The sequence below is a fragment of the Micromonospora sp. NPDC048907 genome (assembly GCF_055586885.1).
On the sequence record NZ_JBVJHI010000004.1, the window covers coordinates 883,563 to 902,181 of the forward strand.

Annotated in this window: 12 protein-coding genes; 7 read left to right on the forward strand and 5 right to left on the reverse strand. The window is 70.6% G+C overall.

From position 1 onward, the window contains the following. Positions 1-73: 73 nt before the first annotated feature. The 3 genes from ACZ6PY_RS18075 to ACZ6PY_RS18085 are packed head-to-tail and all read right to left on the reverse strand — an operon-like array spanning position 74 to position 3,295. On the reverse strand, positions 74-1,483 hold the full coding sequence (locus tag ACZ6PY_RS18075; RefSeq protein WP_466073515.1) for an ABC transporter substrate-binding protein: 1,410 nt from the start codon (positions 1,481-1,483) through the stop codon (positions 74-76). Between the two features lie 19 nt (positions 1,484-1,502). Next, entirely contained in the window at positions 1,503-2,333 is an 831-nt protein-coding gene (locus ACZ6PY_RS18080) for a carbohydrate ABC transporter permease (protein WP_466073517.1), read from the reverse strand. Next, on the reverse strand, positions 2,330-3,295 hold the full coding sequence (locus ACZ6PY_RS18085; RefSeq protein WP_466073518.1) for a carbohydrate ABC transporter permease: 966 nt from the start codon (positions 3,293-3,295) through the stop codon (positions 2,330-2,332). The genes ACZ6PY_RS18080 and ACZ6PY_RS18085 overlap by 4 nt, the downstream gene beginning before the upstream one ends. Positions 3,296-3,611: 316 nt before the next feature. Between ACZ6PY_RS18085 and ACZ6PY_RS18090 the strand changes: the two genes are divergently transcribed. From ACZ6PY_RS18090 to mhpA, 4 genes are all read left to right on the forward strand, one after another. Further along, a complete protein-coding gene (locus ACZ6PY_RS18090) occupies positions 3,612-4,277 on the forward strand; it encodes a DUF4097 family beta strand repeat-containing protein (RefSeq protein WP_466073520.1) in 666 nt (221 codons plus the stop codon). Between the two features lie 121 nt (positions 4,278-4,398). Continuing rightward, the gene (locus tag ACZ6PY_RS18095; protein ID WP_466073521.1) at positions 4,399-5,247 is read left to right on the forward strand and encodes an alpha/beta fold hydrolase; all 849 of its coding nucleotides are present in this window, start codon (positions 4,399-4,401) and stop codon (positions 5,245-5,247) included. 17 nt (positions 5,248-5,264) lie between these two features. Further along, a complete protein-coding gene (locus tag ACZ6PY_RS18100; RefSeq protein WP_466073523.1) occupies positions 5,265-6,032 on the forward strand; it encodes a L,D-transpeptidase family protein in 768 nt (255 codons plus the stop codon). A 34-nt stretch (positions 6,033-6,066) separates the two neighbouring features. Beyond that, positions 6,067-7,596: a bifunctional 3-(3-hydroxy-phenyl)propionate/3-hydroxycinnamic acid hydroxylase MhpA gene (gene mhpA, locus ACZ6PY_RS18105; RefSeq protein ID WP_466073525.1), complete on the forward strand. Its 1,530-nt coding sequence runs from the start codon at positions 6,067-6,069 to the stop codon at positions 7,594-7,596. Here the strand turns inward: mhpA and ACZ6PY_RS18110 are convergent. Both ACZ6PY_RS18110 and ACZ6PY_RS18115 read right to left on the reverse strand, forming a co-directional pair. Next, entirely contained in the window at positions 7,593-9,239 is a 1,647-nt protein-coding gene (locus ACZ6PY_RS18110) for a glycoside hydrolase family 27 protein (RefSeq protein ID WP_466073527.1), read from the reverse strand. The genes mhpA and ACZ6PY_RS18110 overlap by 4 nt on opposite strands. Before the next feature lie 276 nt (positions 9,240-9,515). Next, positions 9,516-11,087, reverse strand: coding sequence for a sigma-70 family RNA polymerase sigma factor (locus tag ACZ6PY_RS18115; RefSeq protein ID WP_466073529.1), 1,572 nt, complete (start codon positions 11,085-11,087; stop codon positions 9,516-9,518). 492 nt (positions 11,088-11,579) lie between these two features. Between ACZ6PY_RS18115 and ACZ6PY_RS18120 the strand changes: the two genes are divergently transcribed. The 3 genes from ACZ6PY_RS18120 to ACZ6PY_RS18130 all read left to right on the forward strand — a co-directional run bounded on the left by ACZ6PY_RS18120 (position 11,580) and on the right by ACZ6PY_RS18130 (position 18,495). After that, positions 11,580-13,691 carry a family 43 glycosylhydrolase gene (locus ACZ6PY_RS18120; RefSeq protein WP_466073531.1) on the forward strand — a complete coding sequence of 704 codons (2,112 nt, stop codon included), beginning with the start codon at positions 11,580-11,582 and terminating at the stop codon, positions 13,689-13,691. A 42-nt stretch (positions 13,692-13,733) separates the two neighbouring features. Further along, on the forward strand, positions 13,734-16,022 hold the full coding sequence (locus ACZ6PY_RS18125) for an endo-1,4-beta-xylanase (RefSeq protein WP_466073532.1): 2,289 nt from the start codon (positions 13,734-13,736) through the stop codon (positions 16,020-16,022). A 142-nt stretch (positions 16,023-16,164) separates the two neighbouring features. Then, on the forward strand, positions 16,165-18,495 hold the full coding sequence (locus ACZ6PY_RS18130; protein ID WP_466073534.1) for a beta-L-arabinofuranosidase domain-containing protein: 2,331 nt from the start codon (positions 16,165-16,167) through the stop codon (positions 18,493-18,495). Positions 18,496-18,619 lie beyond the last annotated feature (124 nt).

Sequence of the window (18,619 nt, forward strand, 5' to 3'; positions counted from 1 at the left end):
GGAGCATCGAGGGGCCGGCTCCGACGGAGCCGACCCCTCGACCCGAGGTGTCCCCTCGGCGGTGACGTGACGGTCAGCCGACCGACTTGTTGTAGCTGTCGATCGCGGGCTGCACGCTCGCCGCGGCGTCCTTCATGGCCTGGTCGGCCGGCTTGCTACCGACGATCGCCGCCTCCAGGCCGTCCTCGGACGCCTTGCGGGCCTGCGGCATCACGCCGAGCAGGCAGCCGGCCGACGCGACCGACGGCGGCAGCGCGTGCAGCTGGTCCACGGCGGTCTTGAACTGCGGGTACTGCGCCACCCAGTCCTTGTCGATCTGCTCGTCGAGTGCCTTGGCGTTGACCGGTACGTATCCGGTGCCGGTGTGCCACTTGGCCTGCTGGGCCGGGCTCACGGCGAACTTCACGAACTCCCAGGCGGCGCGCTTCTCCTTGTCGCTGTGCCCGACGCCGTTGATCCACAGCGAGGCGCCGCCGATGATCGGCCCGCCCGTGGCCGCGCTGCTGGCCTTCGGGTACGGCGCGGTGAGCACGGTGAACTTGCCCTTGGCCGCGTCGACGTAGCCGCGCATGGCGCCGGTGGACTCCAGGTGCATCGCCACGGTGCCTGCCTTGAAGGCGGCCTGGGCGTCGTCGGTCTTGCGGCCGGTGTTCGCCGCGTAGCCGCCCTTCACCAGGTCCACCCACCACTGCGCGACGCGGACGCCGGTCTCCTGGTCGAACTGCACCTTCGTCGCCAGGCCCTTGCGCCCGTTGCTGTTGTCGCAGTACTCCTTCCCGTCGGTGGCGATCAGCTGCTCCAGCAGCCAGCCGTAGATGGCGGCCCCGAAGCCGTACTGGACGGTCTTGCCGCCGGCGTCCTTGACGGTCAGCTTCTTCGCCATCTCCCCGAGCTCGTCCAGGTTCGTCGGCGGCTTCGTCGGGTCGAGGCCGGCCCGGACGAAGGCCTCCTTGTTCAGGTAGAGCAGCGGGGTCGAGGTGTTGAACGGCATCGACTGGAGCTTGCCGTCGATCGAGTAGTAGTTGGCGATGTTCGGCTCGATGTCGCCGGCGTTGAACCCGTCCTTGTCGATGAACTTGAACATCGGCACGGTCTGCTTGGAGTCGACCATGAAGCGGGAGCCGATGTCGTAGACCTGCACCAGCGCGGGCGTGTTCTTCTGCTGCACCGAGGCCTTGTACTTGGCGATCGTCTCGTCGTAGTTGCCCTGGTAGATGGCCTTGACCTCGGCCTTGCCGCCGCTCTGGGCGTTGAAGTCGGCGACCAGCTTGTCGATCGCCGCGGCGTTGGCGCCCTTCATCCCGTGCCAGAACTCGATGGTGGTCTTGTCGGTGGCCTTCGCGAGCACCTCCGCGCCGGGCGCCTCGAGCGCGTCCTTGGCCGAATCGGTGTCGGACCCGGAACCACCGCACGCCGTCAGCGCGGCGGCGGCTGCCAGGGCGACGAACGCCGTCATGGCCCGACGGAGCTTGGGTTGTCTCACGGGTTCTCCTCTTCTCGGATTACTTCAGCGCGCCGGCGGTGAGGCCACGGACGATGTAGCGCTGACCGAAGAGCACGACAGCCAACGTCGGGAGCAGGGACAGCGCGACGCCCGCGAGGACGAGGCCCGGTTGCGCCACCTCGGCGTCGTTGAGCTGCGAGATGCCGATCTGCAGCGTCTGGTACTCGGAGTCGCGGATCAGGATGAGCGGCCAGAAGTACTGGTTCCACGCCGACAGGAAGACGTAGACCCCGACCGCCGCGATCGACGGCTTGGACAGGGGCACGATGACCCGCCACAACAGGCGCCAGTGGCCGCACCCGTCGATCACCGCGGCGTCCCGCAACTCGGTCGGGAACTGCAGGAAGGCCTGCCGCAGCAGGAACGTGCCGAAGGCCGACGCGAGGAAGGGCAGCACGAGACCGAGGTAGGTCAACCCGCCCCGCGCCAGACCCCACCCGGAGATGGCCAGGTAGTTGGGGATGATGATCGCTTCCCACGGCACCATGAGGGTGGCGAGGAACAGGCTGAACGTCACCGCCCTCGCGGGCAGGCGAAGGAACGCGAAGGCGTACGCGGCCAGGATGCTGGTGACGATCTGGGCCACCGTGATGAGCCCGGCCTGGATGGCGGAGTTCACATAGAAGCGGCCGAGCGGCACCGAGCGGAAGACGTCGCTGATGTTCTGCCAGTAGAGCTCGTGCGGCACCAGCGCGGGCGGGTAGGTCGCCAGGTCGCCCGGGCCCATCACGGCGCCGACGAAGCCGTAGTAGATGGGAAACAGAACCGGGATCGCGGCCAGGCCGAGCACGACGTAGACGGCGACCCGCCCGAGGTTGAACTTTTTCATCGGTAGTGGACCCGCCGCTCGAGGATGCCGAACTGGATGGCCGTGCAGCCGAGCATGACGACCAGCAGCACGACGGCCTGTGCGCTGGCCGAGCCGAAGTCGGAGGACCCGAAGGCGAACGCCTTCTCGTAGATCGAGTAGACAAGCGTCGTCGTGGCCTGGTCCGGGCCGCCCTTGGTCAGGATGTGGATCTGCCCGAAACTCTGCAGCGCGTGGATCGTGGACACCACGACGAGGAAGAACAGCTGCGGGGAGAGCAGCGGCACGGTGATCCGGGAAGCCAGCCGCCAGCCGGTGGCCCCGTCCAGCCGTGCCGCCTCGACCACCTCGGGTGAGATCGCCGCGACGCCGGCGGAGAGCACGAGGACGTTGTAGCCGAAGTTCATCCACACCGTGGCGGCGCAGACGGCGGGCAGCGCGATCGACGGGTCGGTCAGCCAGTTGACGCGGTCGATCCCGACCGAGCCGAGCACGCCGTTCGCCACGCCGATCGCCGGGTTGTAGATGACGGCGAAGACGACCGACGCCGTGGCCACCGAGAACGCGAACGGCAGCGCGAAGGCGGTGCGCAACACCCGGACCCCGCGGATGCGCGCCTCCAGCAGCAGCACCACCACGAGCGCGCCCAGAACGGCCGGCACCACGGAGAACAGCGTGAACAGTCCCGTGGTGGCCAGCACCTTGCCGAAATCGGCCGACAGCATCTCCCGGTAGTGCTCCGCGCCGACGTACACCGACGGGGCGCCGAAGAGGTCGTTGCCGTGAACGGACAGGTAGAGCGTCCGGCCCAGCGGCCAGAACACGAACAGCACGAACACCACGACCGACGGCAGCAGCAGCAGCCACCCGAGACCGGACTCGGTGAAGCGTGCCGGCTTCAACCGCCGGCCGGTGGAGCGTGTGGACGCGACGGTCGGGGCGCGGTCGTCCGGTGGGGCGCTGACGGTGCGAGGGGGAGGCACGGCAGCACAGTACCAACGCCATCGAACGAAAGAAATCCTTCTCTACGTGACCCGGAGCTGGAAGTTCTTGCCAGCGGTCCCGGCGGCCGGCTGCTTCATGAAGCCGCCGGCGGCGGGACCCGGCCCGTAGCGTTCACCGCGCACCCATTGCAATGATGCCTTAGTCGCCGTTGCGTTCCCGCCAGATCTGTTGCAACATTTTCGTGCCGTTGACCTGGGAACTCACGCGTCGAGCGCAACATGATTGTTGTCGAGATGTGGAAAGCAACGTAGCGTTTCCGGTATCGGAAACAGCACACGAGCACGGGAGAGCATGATGCAGAAGTTCGACACCCCCACCCCGATCTCCGCCGTCCTCGACATCCCTGCCGGACGCATCCAGCTCATCGCCGCGGACCGCGCCGACACCACCGTCGAGGTCCGGCCCGCCAGCCCCGGCAAGAGCCGCGACGCCCGGGCCGCCGAGCAGACCAGCGTCGCCTACGCCGGCGGTGTCCTGCGGGTCACCGCACCGGCTCCGGACACCCGACTCCTCGGTCCCTCCGGATCCGTGGAGGTCACCGTCCAGCTGCCCGCCGGCTCCCGTGTGGAGGCCAAGGCCGCCGCCACCGAGCTCCGCGGCGTCGGGCGCCTCGGTGACGTCGTCTTCGACGGCGCGTACCGCCAGATCAAGATCGACGAGGCGGCGAGCGTCCGCCTCACCGCGGTCGACGGCGACGTCGAGGTCGGCCGGCTCAACGGCCCCGCGGAGATCAGCACCGCACGGGGCGACATCCGGATCAGCGAGGCCGTGCGCGGCACGGTCGTGCTCCGCACCGGGTCCGGCGACATCTCGGTCGCCGCCGCCGGCGGCGTCTCGGCCGCCCTGGACGCCGGCACCGGCCACGGGCGCGTCAGCAACGCCCTCAAGAACGACGGCACCACCGGCCTCGACATCCGCGCCACCACCGCCCAGGGCGACATCACCGCCCGCAGCCTCTGACCGACACGTACCAGGACCGCCCGGCCGGGCCCACCGCGATCGAGATCCCGTCGATCGTCGCCAGCGGCCCGGCGGCCGTCCCCGGGCCACCGCACACCAGACAACAGAGGAAGAGGAAACGATGACGAAGAACAACACGTCCTCGACCAGTTCGACGTGGACCGGCATGGTTCCGGTCGACGACACGGCCCTGGCCGTCACCGACACCGGCGGTCCCGGTGTCGCGGTGGTCTACCTCAACGGCCAGTTCGCCACCCAGGGGTACTGGCGGCGGGTCATCGCGGAACTGGGGACGGGATGGCGGCACATCACCTACGACGAGCGGGCCCGTGGCAGGTCGAAGCGTTCGGCGGACTACTCCTTCGCCGCCGCCGTCCGGGATGTCGACGCCGTCCTCGCGGCCCGCGGTGTGGACCGGGCGCTGGTGGTGGGCTGGTCCTACGGCGCGGTCGTCGGGGCGCACTGGGCCAGCCGGAACCCGGAGCGTGCCGTCGGCGCGGTCCTGGTCGACGGCGCCTTCCCGCACGACTGGCTCGACGAGGCCATGGAACAGCGGATCCGCAAGCTGTTCCGGCGGATGAGCTGGTTCCTGCCGCTGCTACGCCCGACCGGCCTGGCCCCCCGCATGACCGCCGACCAGCAGGCGAACAGCAACATCGAACTCGGCCAACTGTCCCGCGAGCGTGAACTCGGTCCCGTGCTGGACACCATCACCGTCCCCGTGCGGTACGTCGTCGCCTCGGGGACGTCCTTCGGGAGCCGCGGCGACGAGCAGGAACGGATCCGCACCAGCCTCGACGCGGTGACCGCCCGCAACCCGCACATCCAGGTCGCCGCGAAGGTCACCAGCAACCACGGCGCGATCCTCAAGAAGGACTTCCGGGCAGTCGCCGAGGCCGTACGCGAGGTCGCCGCCCGCGACCGGGCACCGGAATCCGTCGCGGCGGAGGACGACACGGCGACGGCCTAGGTGCGAGGATCTGCCAGGTGAAGCGGAGATCTCTGATTCTCGGCGCGGCGGCCGGTGTCGCGGCTCCCGTCGTGGCCTCGGCCGCGACGCCCGCCGCGGCATCGACCACCGACGCCACCATCGACACGCCCCGGCCGCGCCGCACCTCGCGGTACAACAAGGCCAACAACCTCACGACCCTCCCGGCGGCCTGTCGGCAGGTCGTCATCGTGACCGCGGCCAGCTACAACACCAGCTACGCCACGCTGGAGACGTTCGCCAGGGTCGACGGGACGTGGGTCCCGGTCTCCGCGGCGCTGTCCGCGCGGATCGGGTCCCAGTACTTCAGCGACCACCACGTCGAGGGCGTCCCGACCACGCCGACGGGCGTCTACTCCATCGGCCCGACGATCTACGGCATCGCGGCCAACCCGGGCGTCCGGTACCCCTACCACCGGGTCGTCGCTAACGACTGGTGGAACGAGAACCCGAACTCGTCCGGCTACAACACGTTCCAGCACACCACCACCAGTCCCGGTGGCCTCAGCGAGGCGCTGTGGAAGGAGCAGCCCGCCTACACGCACTTCGCCGTGATCACCTACAACATGCCGCCGAACGTCGCGAAGCCGGTGCCGAACGCGGGCAGCGGGATCTTCCTGCACGAGTTCAGCAGGACCCCGTCCGGCCCCACCGCCGGCTGCGTCAGCCTGTCGCACACCGACCTGGTCACCGTGCTGCGCTGGCTCGACCCGGCCGCCCAGCCGCGCATCGTGATGTGCCCGCTGGAAAGCCTCGGCCGCTACTGACCCCGGCGTCGTCGGAGGGTGGATCGGGGGCCCGATGAGGACGGTGCCCGTACTGGTCGTCGGCGCGGGCCCCACCGGGCTCACCGCCGCGACGCTGCTCGCGCAGTACGGCGTCGAGTGCCTGGTCCTCGACCGCTGGGAGTCGATCTACCCGCAGCCCCGGGCCGTCGCGCTGGACGACGAGGTCCACCGGATCCTGGCCCGACTCGGGCTCCGGGACGAGTTCGCCGCGATCTCCCGCCCGCACCGGGGCCTGCGCCTCCTCGACCGGAACATGCGGGTGCTGGCCGAGTTCCCGCGCGGCACGGCGCCGGGCCGGCACGGCTACCCGCAGGGAAGCATGTTCGACCAGCCGGAGTTGGAGGCGATCCTCCGCCGCAACCTCCGGCGGTTCGGCACGGTCACCCTCCGCGGCAACGCCGAGGTCACCGCGTTGACGCAGGACTCCGGCGGAGTGCGGGTCGACGTCAGGGACACCGCCACCGGCGAGCCGGGGTCCGTGCGGGCGGCGTACGTCCTGGGCTGCGACGGCGCCAACAGCCTGACCCGGGCCTCGATCGGCGCCACCATGCGGGACCTGGGCTTCACGCAACGCTGGCTCGTCATCGACGTGGCCACCGAGGCCGACCTGGGCCAGTGGGAGGGTGTGCACCAGCTCTCCGACCCGGCCCGCGCCGGCACCTACCTGCGGATCGGGAGGACCCGCTACCGCTGGGAGTTCCGGCTGGCGCCCGGCGAGACCGCCGACGACTATCGCGACATGGCCCGGCTGCATCCGCTGATCTCGCGCTGGACCGGGGACGTCCCCGTCGCGGAGCTGGAGATCATCCGGGTCGCCGAGTACACGTTCCGCGCGCAGGTCGCGGACCGCTGGCGCGACCGGCGGGTGTTCCTGCTCGGCGACGCCGCGCACCTCAGCCCACCGTTCATCGGCCAGGGCCTGTGTGCCGGGCTGCGCGACGCGATGAACCTGGCCTGGAAGCTCGCCGGCGTGCTCGGCGGGACCCTCGCCGAGTCCGTGCTCGACACCTACCAGATCGAACGCGGCCAGCACGTCCGCGCCATGATCAGGCTGGCCCGGCTCATCGGTACGGCGATGACGGCCGGCGGCGAGTGGGGCAACCTCATCCGTCGCGCCGTGGCGCCCCGGTTGCACCTCGTGCCGGGTCTCACGGACCTGGCCACGGACAGCCGGACACCGCCGCTGCGCCGCTCCGACCTCGTGGTGCGGCCACGGCTGCGCCGCGGCCTGGCCGGCGGGCTCTGCCCGAACGCGATCGTCGACGGCGACCGCCGGTTCGACGACGTGGCCGCCGGCCGGTTCGCGATCGTCACGTCCGTCGAGCCGTCCACGGCGCTACGGGCCGACATCGAACGGCGCGGGGCGGTGCTGGTCATCGCCCGGCCGGGCAGCGCACTGCACCGCTGGCTGGGCGCTGCTCGCGCGGCCGTCGTCCGCCCCGACGGCACCGTGCTGCGGGCCGGCCGACGGCTGCTCCCCCGGATGATCGACGCCGTCCGGCCGGTCCCGCAGGACGGGCCGGACCGGCGCCGGTGGCCCTAGCGGAGTGTCCACCGCTGATTCGCGGCGGCCGTGCAGCCCCAGAGGATGACGGTGGTGCCGTTGCCGGTGGCGGCGCCGTTGACGTCGAGGCAGAGGCCGGACTGCTGGCCCCGGATGGTGCCGTCGGAGTTGCGGGTCCAGCGCTGGTTGGCGCCACCGTTGCAGTCCCACATCTGCGCCTTGGCGCCCGGGGTGGCGTTCAGCGGGGCGTCCAGACACTTGCCGAGGGCCTGCACGCTGTCTCCGCTCATGCTCCAGCGCTGGTTGGCGCCACCGTTGCAGTCCCAGATCACCGGCTGGGTGCCGTTGGCGGTGCTGCTCTGCGGGACGTCCAGACACCGACCGGAGGCGGCGCTCACCAGCGCGCCGGTGGTGGCCGGCGGCGGGGTGGTCGTGCCGCCGCCGCTGACCCGGTAGACCACCGTGCCGTGCCCGGGGACGCTGGCCGAGATGGCGCCACCGGTGGTGCTCGTGGCGTTGGTCCAGGCGTCGAGCAGGGTGAAGGAGGTGCCGGTCTTCCCCACGGCGGCGGCGGTGGTCGAGATCGTCGTGGTGGCGCCGCCCTGGTTGAACAGCGCCACGGCGATGTCACCGTTGGCCAGCGTCTTGGCCAGCACCCGCCGGGTGCCGTCGAAGGAGATCTGGGTGCTCTGCAGACCGAGGCTGTCCTGGTTGATCGCGATCAGGTTCCGGTTGGTCAGGATGCTCTGGGTGGTCGACGTCATGGCCCGGACGTCGTTGCCGGCGATCAGCGGTGCCGCGAGCACGGCCCACATCGCGAAGTGGCTGCGCATCTCGGTGTCGGTCATGCCGCCCCGGCCGACCTCCATCATGTCGGGGTCGTTGAACCCGCCGGGACGCGCGTAGCCGGCCAGCGGAACGGTGACGTTGATGATGTTCTGGATGCCCATCGGGTAGCCGTTGGTCTGGCCGGTGTCCCAGGCGTTCGTGATGTCCTCGGTGGTCCGCCACATGTTGGCCACGTCGCCCCAGTTGCGCTGCGGCCCGGTCTTGGCGTGGATGCTGTTCGGGTTGATGCTGTAGACGATGGGGCGGCCGGTGGCCGCGAGGGCGTCCCGCATCCGGGCGAAGGTCGCCACCTGTTGGTCGATCGTGCCGTTCGGCGAGCACCAGTCGTACTTGAGGAAGTCCACGCCCCAGGCGGCGAACTGCCGGGCGTCCTGCGCCTCGTGTCCCTGACTGCCCGTGGCGCCCGGGTAGGAGCCGAAGTACTGGGCGCAGGTGCGGTCCACCGGCACCTGGTAGAGGCCGAACTTCAGGCCCTTGCCGTGCAGGTAGTCGCCGAGCGCCTTCATGCCGCTCGGGAACCGGCCGGGGTCGCCCTGCAGGTTGCCGGCGGAGTCGCGGTTGGGGTTGAACCAGCAGTCGTCGACCACGACGTACTGGTAGCCGGCGTCACGCATTCCGCTCGCGACGATCGCGTCGGCGGACTGCCGGATCAGCGACTCGTTGATGTTGCAGCCGAACGAGTTCCAACTGTTCCAGCCCATGGGCGGGGTGCGGGCGACCCCGTTGTCCAGGGCCAGGGCGGTGGAGGCACGCAGTCCGGTCAGGGTGCCGGCCAGCAGCAGCGCGGCCGCCAGAGCGGCGGCCCAGCGGCGGCCCGAGGCGGAACGTCTCATGGGTTCTCCTTCCCGCGGCGGCGTACCCGGTCGCAGGTCGTGGTCCGGCCGGGGTGCTCGCGGCCGAGTGCCCTGGCCTGCTGAACCGCCCCGGGGAAGGGCTGGGGTCCCTGTGCGTCACCCGGCTCCCGACGCCCACTCAACCCGCAGCGATGTTAGCGATAACAGAGGCCGGAAGGCAACAACGAACGCCTATTTCGCTATTTCGATCGCCTCGACGTCGACCCGTCGAATCGTCGGGCGAAAAACTGTTATCGGCGACGCCCGGCTGTGGTCTCAGTCCGCCAGGGCGGGGCGGACCCGAAACGCACTGTCGGCGCGGAAGTCGGCGCTGCCGTCCACCTGGTCCACCCACAACTGACCGTCGCGGTGCCGGAGGAACCATCCGGGATAGTTCGACGCCTCCAGCGCGACGGAGGACCTGACCGCGCCGTCACGCGCGCAGAAGGTGGCGTCACCCCGGAACAGCTCGGTCCCGTCGGCGGGGCTGAGTCGCAGCCGCCAGGACGAGTGCCGCAGGTAGCGACCGTCCCGGGCACGGAAGGAGAAGCAGTCGGCGTCGGCCAGGCCGGCGAGAACCGCGAAGCTCGCCTGGCGGCGCGCCGCGAGGGAGCTGTCCGGACCGACCGGCACCAGGACGCCGAGGCCGTCCACCGTCGTGACGTACCGCCCGGTCCCGCCGGCCGATTCCAGCGACACGAGCCGCCCCACGGTCAGGGCGGCGGTGCCGCCGGTCGACGGGCGCGTGGCCGGAGGCGTCGCCGATCTCGGCGGCGGCGCGGGCACCGCCGGCGTCCGGCTCGGGGTGCCGTGGGCCGGCGACGTCGGCACGGCGACCGGCGCGGACGCCGTGGGCGGCGGGTGCGTGGGCAGGCCCGTCACGGTGACCGTGGTGCCGGCCGCGAGGGCGCCGGCGACGACGGTCGCGGCGACGGGATGCGCCACGACCGTCTGGAGCAGCTGGCCGACCAGGCCGACCTTGACGCTCGCGCCGATGCCACCGGCCGGTCCCGCACCGGCGGCGGACGACACGGCCGGCACGCCGAGCGCGCTCCGGCCGATCAGCACGGCGGCGATTCCGACCGGGACGGGTAGCAGGGCCAGCCCGAGGAGCAGCCGTTCGGGGGCGATCAGGCCCGCGGCGGCCCGTACGCATCGGTTGCAGGACCGGGTGTGCCGGGCGAGGCGCTTGCGCCACAACGGACTCGGGACGCCGTCCCAACCCGCCACCGCGGCCTCCAGCCCGGCGCACCTCGGCCTGGCCTCCAGTGCGGCGACCAGTTCGCGGCTCACGTCGAGCTGGTGGCGCATGCGCTGCACCCGCACGGCGGCGTGCGCGACGCCTACCCGCAGGGCCGCCGCGAGTTCGGTGCGGGACAGCTCCCCCGCCGCCTCCAGCCACCACAGGGACAGCAACGCCCGGTCGTCCGCGTCGAGCCAGTGACTCGCGCGGACGATCTGGCGGCGCTGCCCGGACAGCTCCACCCGCAGCGTCGTGACGTCCTCGAAGGCCGCCTCGACGTCCGGCACCTCGACCGCCTCGTCCAGCGGGGCGGCGCGCCGGGCAGCCACCTGCCGGCGGTGCAGATGGGTGCTGAGCTGGCGCACGGCGATCGCGGCCAACCAGGCACGGAAGCTCTCCGGAGCGTGCAGCTCCGGTAGCCGGCGGACGGCACGCACCATGGTGTCCTGGACGACGTCGTCGGTGTCCGGGTCGCCGCCCAGCGCGCGGTGCACGATGGTGTAGACCAGCGGCAGGCCGGCGGCGATCAACTCGTCCATGGCCCGCCGGTCACCCGCCTGGGCCGCCACCACGAGGCCCGCCTCGGTCACGCCGGTAGCTCGCATCGTCACATCGCAGTCACATAGCTCGATCCGGTGGCGGTGGTCGTTGACTGTCGCCGACGACCGGCCGCCGCGTCAAGAAGGGCGGGCCGCGTCGGGCCGGCGACCCGGGGAACGCCGCCCCGGCCCCGCCGTGCGCCGCCGACCTGGGGAGGCGCCCGGCCCGGATTCGCCGGACCCGGCAGTTCCGGGTCCACTCGCCGCGCCCGGATATTTCGCCGAGAAAGTGTTATCCGGAAGGACGACGACGAGTCGATATCCGACCCTCTCTGCGCTCGATTCACCACCTCACCACACGCCGGGACATCGATCGACGCCTAGCTCTTGAATGCGGCGAAACATTCTGGCAACCTTGGCGACCCCGATACATGTGCATTCGGCGCGGCCTGCACGACTCGGGATCCCCCGACCCGCCACCGTTGACCATCCCGGCGACCGGCTCGTTGGTGTTAGCGCTAACAGCAGGCCACCGGCATCCGACCGGAGGGAACACCCATGAGCGTGGACGACGCGGCCCCACCGGCCGCCCCACATCGACGCCGCAAACGCCCGATGCTGGCCGTCGCCGTCGCCATGACGCTGCTGGCGAGCATGGCCGCGGCCGCGGTGCACGTCACCGGGGCGGCTGCGGCGTCGGTCGACACGAGCGCCTGGTACGTGCTGCTCAACCGCAACAGCGGCAAGGCCCTCGACGTCTACGGCGCCGCCACCACCGACGGCGCCCGCATCACCCAGTGGACCCGCAACAACGGCACCAACCAGCAGTGGCAGTTCGTCGACTCCGGCAGCGGCTGGTACCGCCTCAAGTCCCGCAACTCCGGCAAGGTCCTCGACGTCTCCAACCGCGCCACCGCCGACGGCACCCCCATCATCCAGTGGACCGACGCCAACGCCACCAACCAGCAATTCCAACTCACCGACTCCACCGGCGGATACATCCGACTCATCAACCGCAACAGCGGCAAAGCCGTCGAAGTACAGAACGCCGCCACCACCGACGGCGCCACCATCGTCCAGTACACCGACTGGAACGGCACCAACCAGCAATGGCAACTCGTCCGGGTCGACACCACCGGCCCGTCCCCCACCACGTCGGCACCGCCGGCCACGGCGTACACGAACCCGGTGGTGTGGCAGGACTTCGCCGACGGCGACATCATCCGGGTCGGTGACGCCTACTACTACTCGGCCTCCACCATGCACTACTCCCCCGGCGCACCGATCCTGCGCTCCTACGACCTGGTGCACTGGGAGTACGCCGGCCACTCGGTGCCGAATCTCGACTTCGGCTCCAACGCCTACGACCTCAGTGGTGGGCGCGCGTACGTGAAGGGCATCTGGGCATCGGCCTTCAACTACCGCAGAAGCACCAGCACGTACTACTGGATCGGCTGCGTCGAGTTCAACCGCACGTACGTGTACACCTCGACGGCCGTCGACGGCACCTGGCAGAAGCGTTCGCAGATCAACAACTGCTACTACGACGCCGGGCTGCTCGTCGACGACAACGACACCATGTACGTCGCCTACGGCAACGGCACCATCAGCGTCGCCCAACTCTCCGCCGACGGGCTGAGCCAGGTGCGCGCCCAGCAGGTCTTCACCACACCGTCGAGCGTCGGCACCCTCGAAGGCTCACGCTTCTACAAGCGCAACGGCTACTACTACATCTTCCTCACCCGTCCCGCCAACGGCCAGTACGTCCTGCGGTCGAGCAGCCCGTTCGGCCCGTACGAGATGCACCAGGTGCTGCTGAACATGCCCGGCCCGATCTCCGGCGGCGGCGTGCCGCACCAGGGCGGTCTCGTCCAGACCCAGAACGGCGACTGGTACTACATGGCGTTCCAGGACGCCTACCCCGGCGGCCGGATGCCGGTGCTCGCGCCCATCACCTGGAGCGCCGACGGCTGGCCGACCGTCCAGACCGTCAACGGCGCCTGGGGCACCAGCTACCCCCCGCCGAACATCCCCGCCTCGTCGAAGACGGTGCGGCCGATGACCGGCGCGGACACCTTCACCGCGACCAGCCTGGGCCCGCGGTGGGAGTGGAACCACAACCCGGACAACACGAAGTGGTCGGCCGGCAGCGGCCTGCGCCTGCAGACGGCGACCGTCACCAACGACCTGTACGCGGCCCGCAACACGCTCACCCACCGGATCCAGGGACCGACGTCCACGGCGACGGTCGAGCTGGACTACTCGGCCATGACCGACGGCGACCGGGCCGGTCTGGCCATGCTGCGGGACTCGTCGGCGTGGATCGGGGTCAGACGCGACGGCGGCGCCACCCGGGTGACGCTCGTCAACGGCCTGACGATGGACGCCAACTGGAACACCACCGGGACCGGCACCGAAGCGGCCTCCGCCACCGTCTCCGGCGGGCGGATCTGGCTGCGCGCCGCCGCCGACATCCGCCCCGGCACCGGCCGGCAGGCCCGCTTCTCCTACAGCACCGACGGCGTCACCTTCACTGCCCTCGGCCCCGCCTTCACCCTCAACAACGCCTGGCAGTTCTTCATGGGATACCGCTACGCGATCTTCAACTACGCCACCCGCGCCCTGGGTGGCGCCGTCACCGTCCGCAGGTTCGACATGACCACCCCCTGACCGTGCACCGCCCACCATCGCCAGAGACCCGGAAGGTATGACATGAGGCAACCTGCTCACCCGCCGCGAGGGCACCTCGCGCAGCGGCTACGGCTCATCCTCGCCCTGCTGGCCGCCGCGCTGATCGCGGTCGGCGCGCCGATCGTGATCGCCGGCTCCGCCAGCGCCGGCGCCACGCTCGGTGCGGCAGCGGCCGAGAAGGGCCGCTACTTCGGGGCCGCGGTCCCCGCGTTCAAGCTCTCCGACAGCCAGTTCAGCACCATCCTCGACCGCGAGTTCAACGCGGTCACCCCCGAGAACGAGATGAAGTGGGACGCCACCGAGCCGTCCCAGAACCAGTTCCGCTACACCGGTGGCGACCAGATCGTCAGCCACGCCCAGGCCCACGGCATGCGGGTCCGCGGCCACACCCTGCTCTGGCACGCCCAACAGCCCGGCTGGGCGCAGAGCCTGTCCGGCACCGCCCTGCGCAACGCCGCGATGAACCACGTCACCCAGGTCGCCAGCCACTACCGCGGCAAGATCTACGCCTGGGACGTGGTCAACGAGGCCTTCGCCGACGGAGGCAGCGGCGGCCGCCGCGACTCCAACCTGCAGCGCACCGGCAACGACTGGATCGAAGTCGCCTTCCGCACCGCCCGGGCCGCCGACCCCGGGGCCAAGCTCTGCTACAACGACTACAACACCGACGGCATCAACGCCAAGTCGACAGGCGTCTACAACATGGTCCGGGACTTCAGGTCCCGAGGCGTGCCCATCGACTGCGTCGGCTTCCAGTCGCACCTCGGCACCGGCCTGCCCGGCGACTACCAGGCCAACCTGCAGCGCTTCGCCGACCTCGGCGTCGACGTCCAGATCACCGAACTCGACATCACCCAGGGCTCCAACCAGGCCAGCATGTACGCCGCCGTCACCCGGGCCTGCCTCGCGGTGACCCGGTGCACCGGCATCACCACCTGGGGCGTCCGCGACAGCGACTCCTGGCGCGGCGGCGACAATCCCCTGCTCTTCGACAGCAACGGCAACAGGAAGGCCGCCTACACGGCCGTCCTGGACGCCCTCAACGCCGGCGGCTCCACCCCACCGCCGGGGCCGGTCGACACGAGCGCCTGGTACGTGCTGCTCAACCGCAACAGCGGCAAGGCCCTCGACGTCTACGGCGCCGCCACCACCGACGGCGCCCGCATCACCCAGTGGACCCGCAACAACGGCACCAACCAGCAATGGCAGTTCGTCGACTCCGGCAGCGGCTGGTACCGCCTCAAGTCCCGCAACTCCGGCAAGGTCCTCGACGTCTCCAACCGCGCCACCACCGACGGCACCCCCATCATCCAGTGGACCGACGCCAACGCCACCAACCAGCAATTCCACCTCACCGACTCCGGCGGTGGATACGTCCGGCTCATCAACCGCAACAGCGGCAAAGCCGTCGAAGTACAGAACGCCGCCACCACCGACGGCGCCACCATCGTCCAGTACACCGACTGGAACGGCACCAACCAGCAATGGCAACTCGTCATGGTCTCCGCCGGTGGCGGCACCGGCGGGGGATGCGGCAACCCGCCCGGCCTGTCCAACGGCAGCCACACGATCCAGAGCGGTGGCAAGAGCCGCAGCTACCTTCTCCGGCTTCCGGCCAACTACGACAGCAACCGCCAGTACCGCCTGATCTTCGCGTTCCACTGGCGCGGTGGTACCGCCAACGACGTCGACTCGGGCGGCACCAGCGGGGCCGCGTGGTCCTACTACGGTCAGCTGGAGCAGTCGAACAACAGCGCGATCCTCGTCGCACCGCAGGGCCTCGGCAACGGCTGGGCCAACTCCGGCGGCGAGGACGTCACGTTCGTCGACGACATGATCCGGCAGATCGAGGGCGGCCTCTGCGTCAACACCCGGCAGCTCTTCGCTCTCGGATTCAGCTGGGGCGGCGGCATGAGCTACGCGCTGGCGTGCGCCCGGGCGAACGTCTTCCGGGCCGTCGCCGTCTTCAGCGGCGCGCAGATCAGCGGGTGCAGCGGCGGCACCCAGCCCATCGCGTACTTCGGGCTGCACGGCATCACCGACAGCGTGCTGAGCATCGCCCAGGGACGGGCGCTGCGCGACACGTTCGTCCGGAACAACGGCTGCACCCCGCAGAGCCCGCCCGAACCGGCGTCCGGCAGCCGGACCCACATCACCACCGCCTACTCCGGCTGCCGCAGCGGCTACCCGGTGCAGTGGGCGGCGTTCGACAACGGCCACCTGCCCGGCCCGGTGGACGGCAGCTACGCCGAGAGCGGCGTCACGACCTGGACCAAGGGGGAGGTCTGGCGGTTCTTCGCCCAGTTCTAGCCGGGCCACGAGGCCCCGCCTGAACGCCGACGGCAGGTGACCGGCGTCCGGTCGGGGCGGTGCACCGGGGCCTGCGCCGTTGAGGACGGTGGGGCTGCCGGCGCCGGCCACCCCGCACCCAGCCACCATCGAGAGGACTCAGATGGGAACGCCTGACCACCCGGTCCACCGCCGAACCCTGTTGCGTGCCGCCGGCGTGGTGCCGGCAGCCATGGCCGTGGGCGCCACGGCGCTGCCCGTGTCCCGGGCCGAGGCGGCCGTCCCGCCCGCCCGCCCCGACCTCGGCGTCTCGGCCTACCCGTTCGCTCCGGGCCAGGTACGGCTGACCGCCAGCCGGTGGCTGGACAACCAGAACCGCACGCTGAACTACCTGCGCTTCGTCGATGCCGACCGGATGCTGTACAACTTCCGCGCCAACCACCGGCTCTCCACCAACGGCGTCGCGGCGAACGGCGGCTGGGACGCGCCGAACTTCCCCTTCCGCACCCACATGCAGGGGCACCTGCTCACCGCGTGGGCCCAGGCCGCCGCCGTGCTCGGCGACACCACCTGCCGGGACCGGACCACCTACGTCGTCGGCGAACTGGCCAGGTGCCAGGCGAACAACAGCGTCGCCGGGTTCACCGCCGGCTACCTGTCCGGCTTCCCCGAGTCCGATTTCACCAGCCTGGAATCGGGCTCGTTGTCCAATGGCAACGTGCCGTACTACGTCCTGCACAAGACCATGGCCGGTCTGCTCGACGTCTGGCGGTACCTCGGCAACACGCAGGCCCGGGACGTGCTGCTCAACCTCGCCGGCTGGGTGGACCGGCGGACCGGGCGGCTGAGCTACAGCCAGATGCAGTCGGTGCTCAACGTCGAGTTCGGCGGGATGAACGCGGTGCTGACCGACCTCTACCAGCAGACCGGCGACAGCCGCTGGCTGACCACCGCGCAGCGCTTCGACCACGCCGCGGTCTTCAATCCCCTGGCGTCGAACCAGGACCAGCTCAACGGGCTGCACGCGAACACACAGGTGCCGAAGTGGGTGGGCGCGGCCCGGGAGTACAAGGCCACCGGCACCACCCGCTACCGCGACATCGCCGCCAACGCCTGGGCGATCACCGTCGGCGCGCACACCTACGCCATCGGCGGAAACAGCCAGGCGGAGCACTTCCGTGCCCCGAACGCCATCGCCGGGTACCTCAGCCGGGACACCTGCGAGCACTGCAACAGCTACAACATGCTCAAGCTCACGAGGGAGCTGTTCACCCTCTACCCCGGCCGCGTCGACCTCGTCGACTTCTACGAGCGGACGCTGCTCAACCACATCATCGGAGCGCAGAATCCGGCCGACAGCCACGGCCACATCACCTACTTCACCCCGCTCAACCCGGGTGGCCGCCGCGGCGTCGGCCCGGCGTGGGGTGGCGGCACCTGGAGCACCGACTACAACTCCTTCTGGTGCTGCCAGGGGACGGGAGTCGAGGCCAACACGGCGCTGATGGACTCGGTCTACTTCTACTCCGGCACGACCCTGATCGTGAACCTGTACATGCCGTCCGTGCTGACCTGGGCCGAGCGGGGCATCACCGTCACGCAGACCACGAGCTACCCGGTGAGCGACCGGACCACCTTGACGGTGACCGGGGCCGCCTCCGGGCCGTGGGCGATGCGGTTGCGCATCCCGGCCTGGACCAGTGGGGCGACGGTCAGCGTCAACGGCGTGGCGCAGGATGTCACAGTCGATCCCGGCAGCTACGCCACCCTCAGCCGGTCCTGGAGCTCGGGCGACACCGTCACCCTCCAGCTGCCCATGCGGGTGGCGACGCGAGCGGCCAACGACAATCCCCAGGTCGCCGCGGTCACCTACGGCCCGGTCGTGCTGGCCGGCAACTACGGTGACACGAGCCTCTCGTCGCTGCCGTCGTTGACCGCCTCCTCGGTCACCCGGTCCAGCACCTCGTCGCTCGCGTTCACCGCCAGCGCCAACGGCGCCGCGGTGAACCTGGCGCCCTTCTACGACGCGCAGGGCTATAACTACACCGTCTACTGGAGCCTCGCGGGGGGCTCCACACCCACCGGGTACGTGAAGATCGCGAATGTGACGACGGGTCTGGTGCTGGACAGTGGGGGCAGTGCGGGGTCGGGGTCGGTGGTCAAGCAGTGGAGCGATGTGAGCAGCCCGAATCTGCAGTGGCAGTTGGTGGACGCGGGTGGTGGTTACCACCAGGTGGTGAATCGGGCCAACGGGATGGTGGTCGACAGTTGGGGCAACGCGGCCAACGGGGCGAGCGCGTTGCAGGCGCCGTGGAACGGCGGCGTCAACCAGCAGTGGCGGCTGACCAGCGTGGGCAGTGGTCGTTATCAGCTGGTCAACCGGGGCACCGGTACGGCCCTTGACGGGATGGGCAACGCCACCGTCGGGTCGACGGTGTGCATGTGGGCGCCCAACGGCAGCACGAACAACCAGTGGACCGTCACCGCTCTCTGAGCCGACCCGGTCGCGGGGGGGGGGGGGGGGGGGGGGGGGGGGGGGGGGGGGGGGGGGGCGGGGCCCCCCCCCCCCCCCGGCCGGGGGGGGGGGGGGGGCCGCCCCCCCCCCCCCCCGCCCGGTC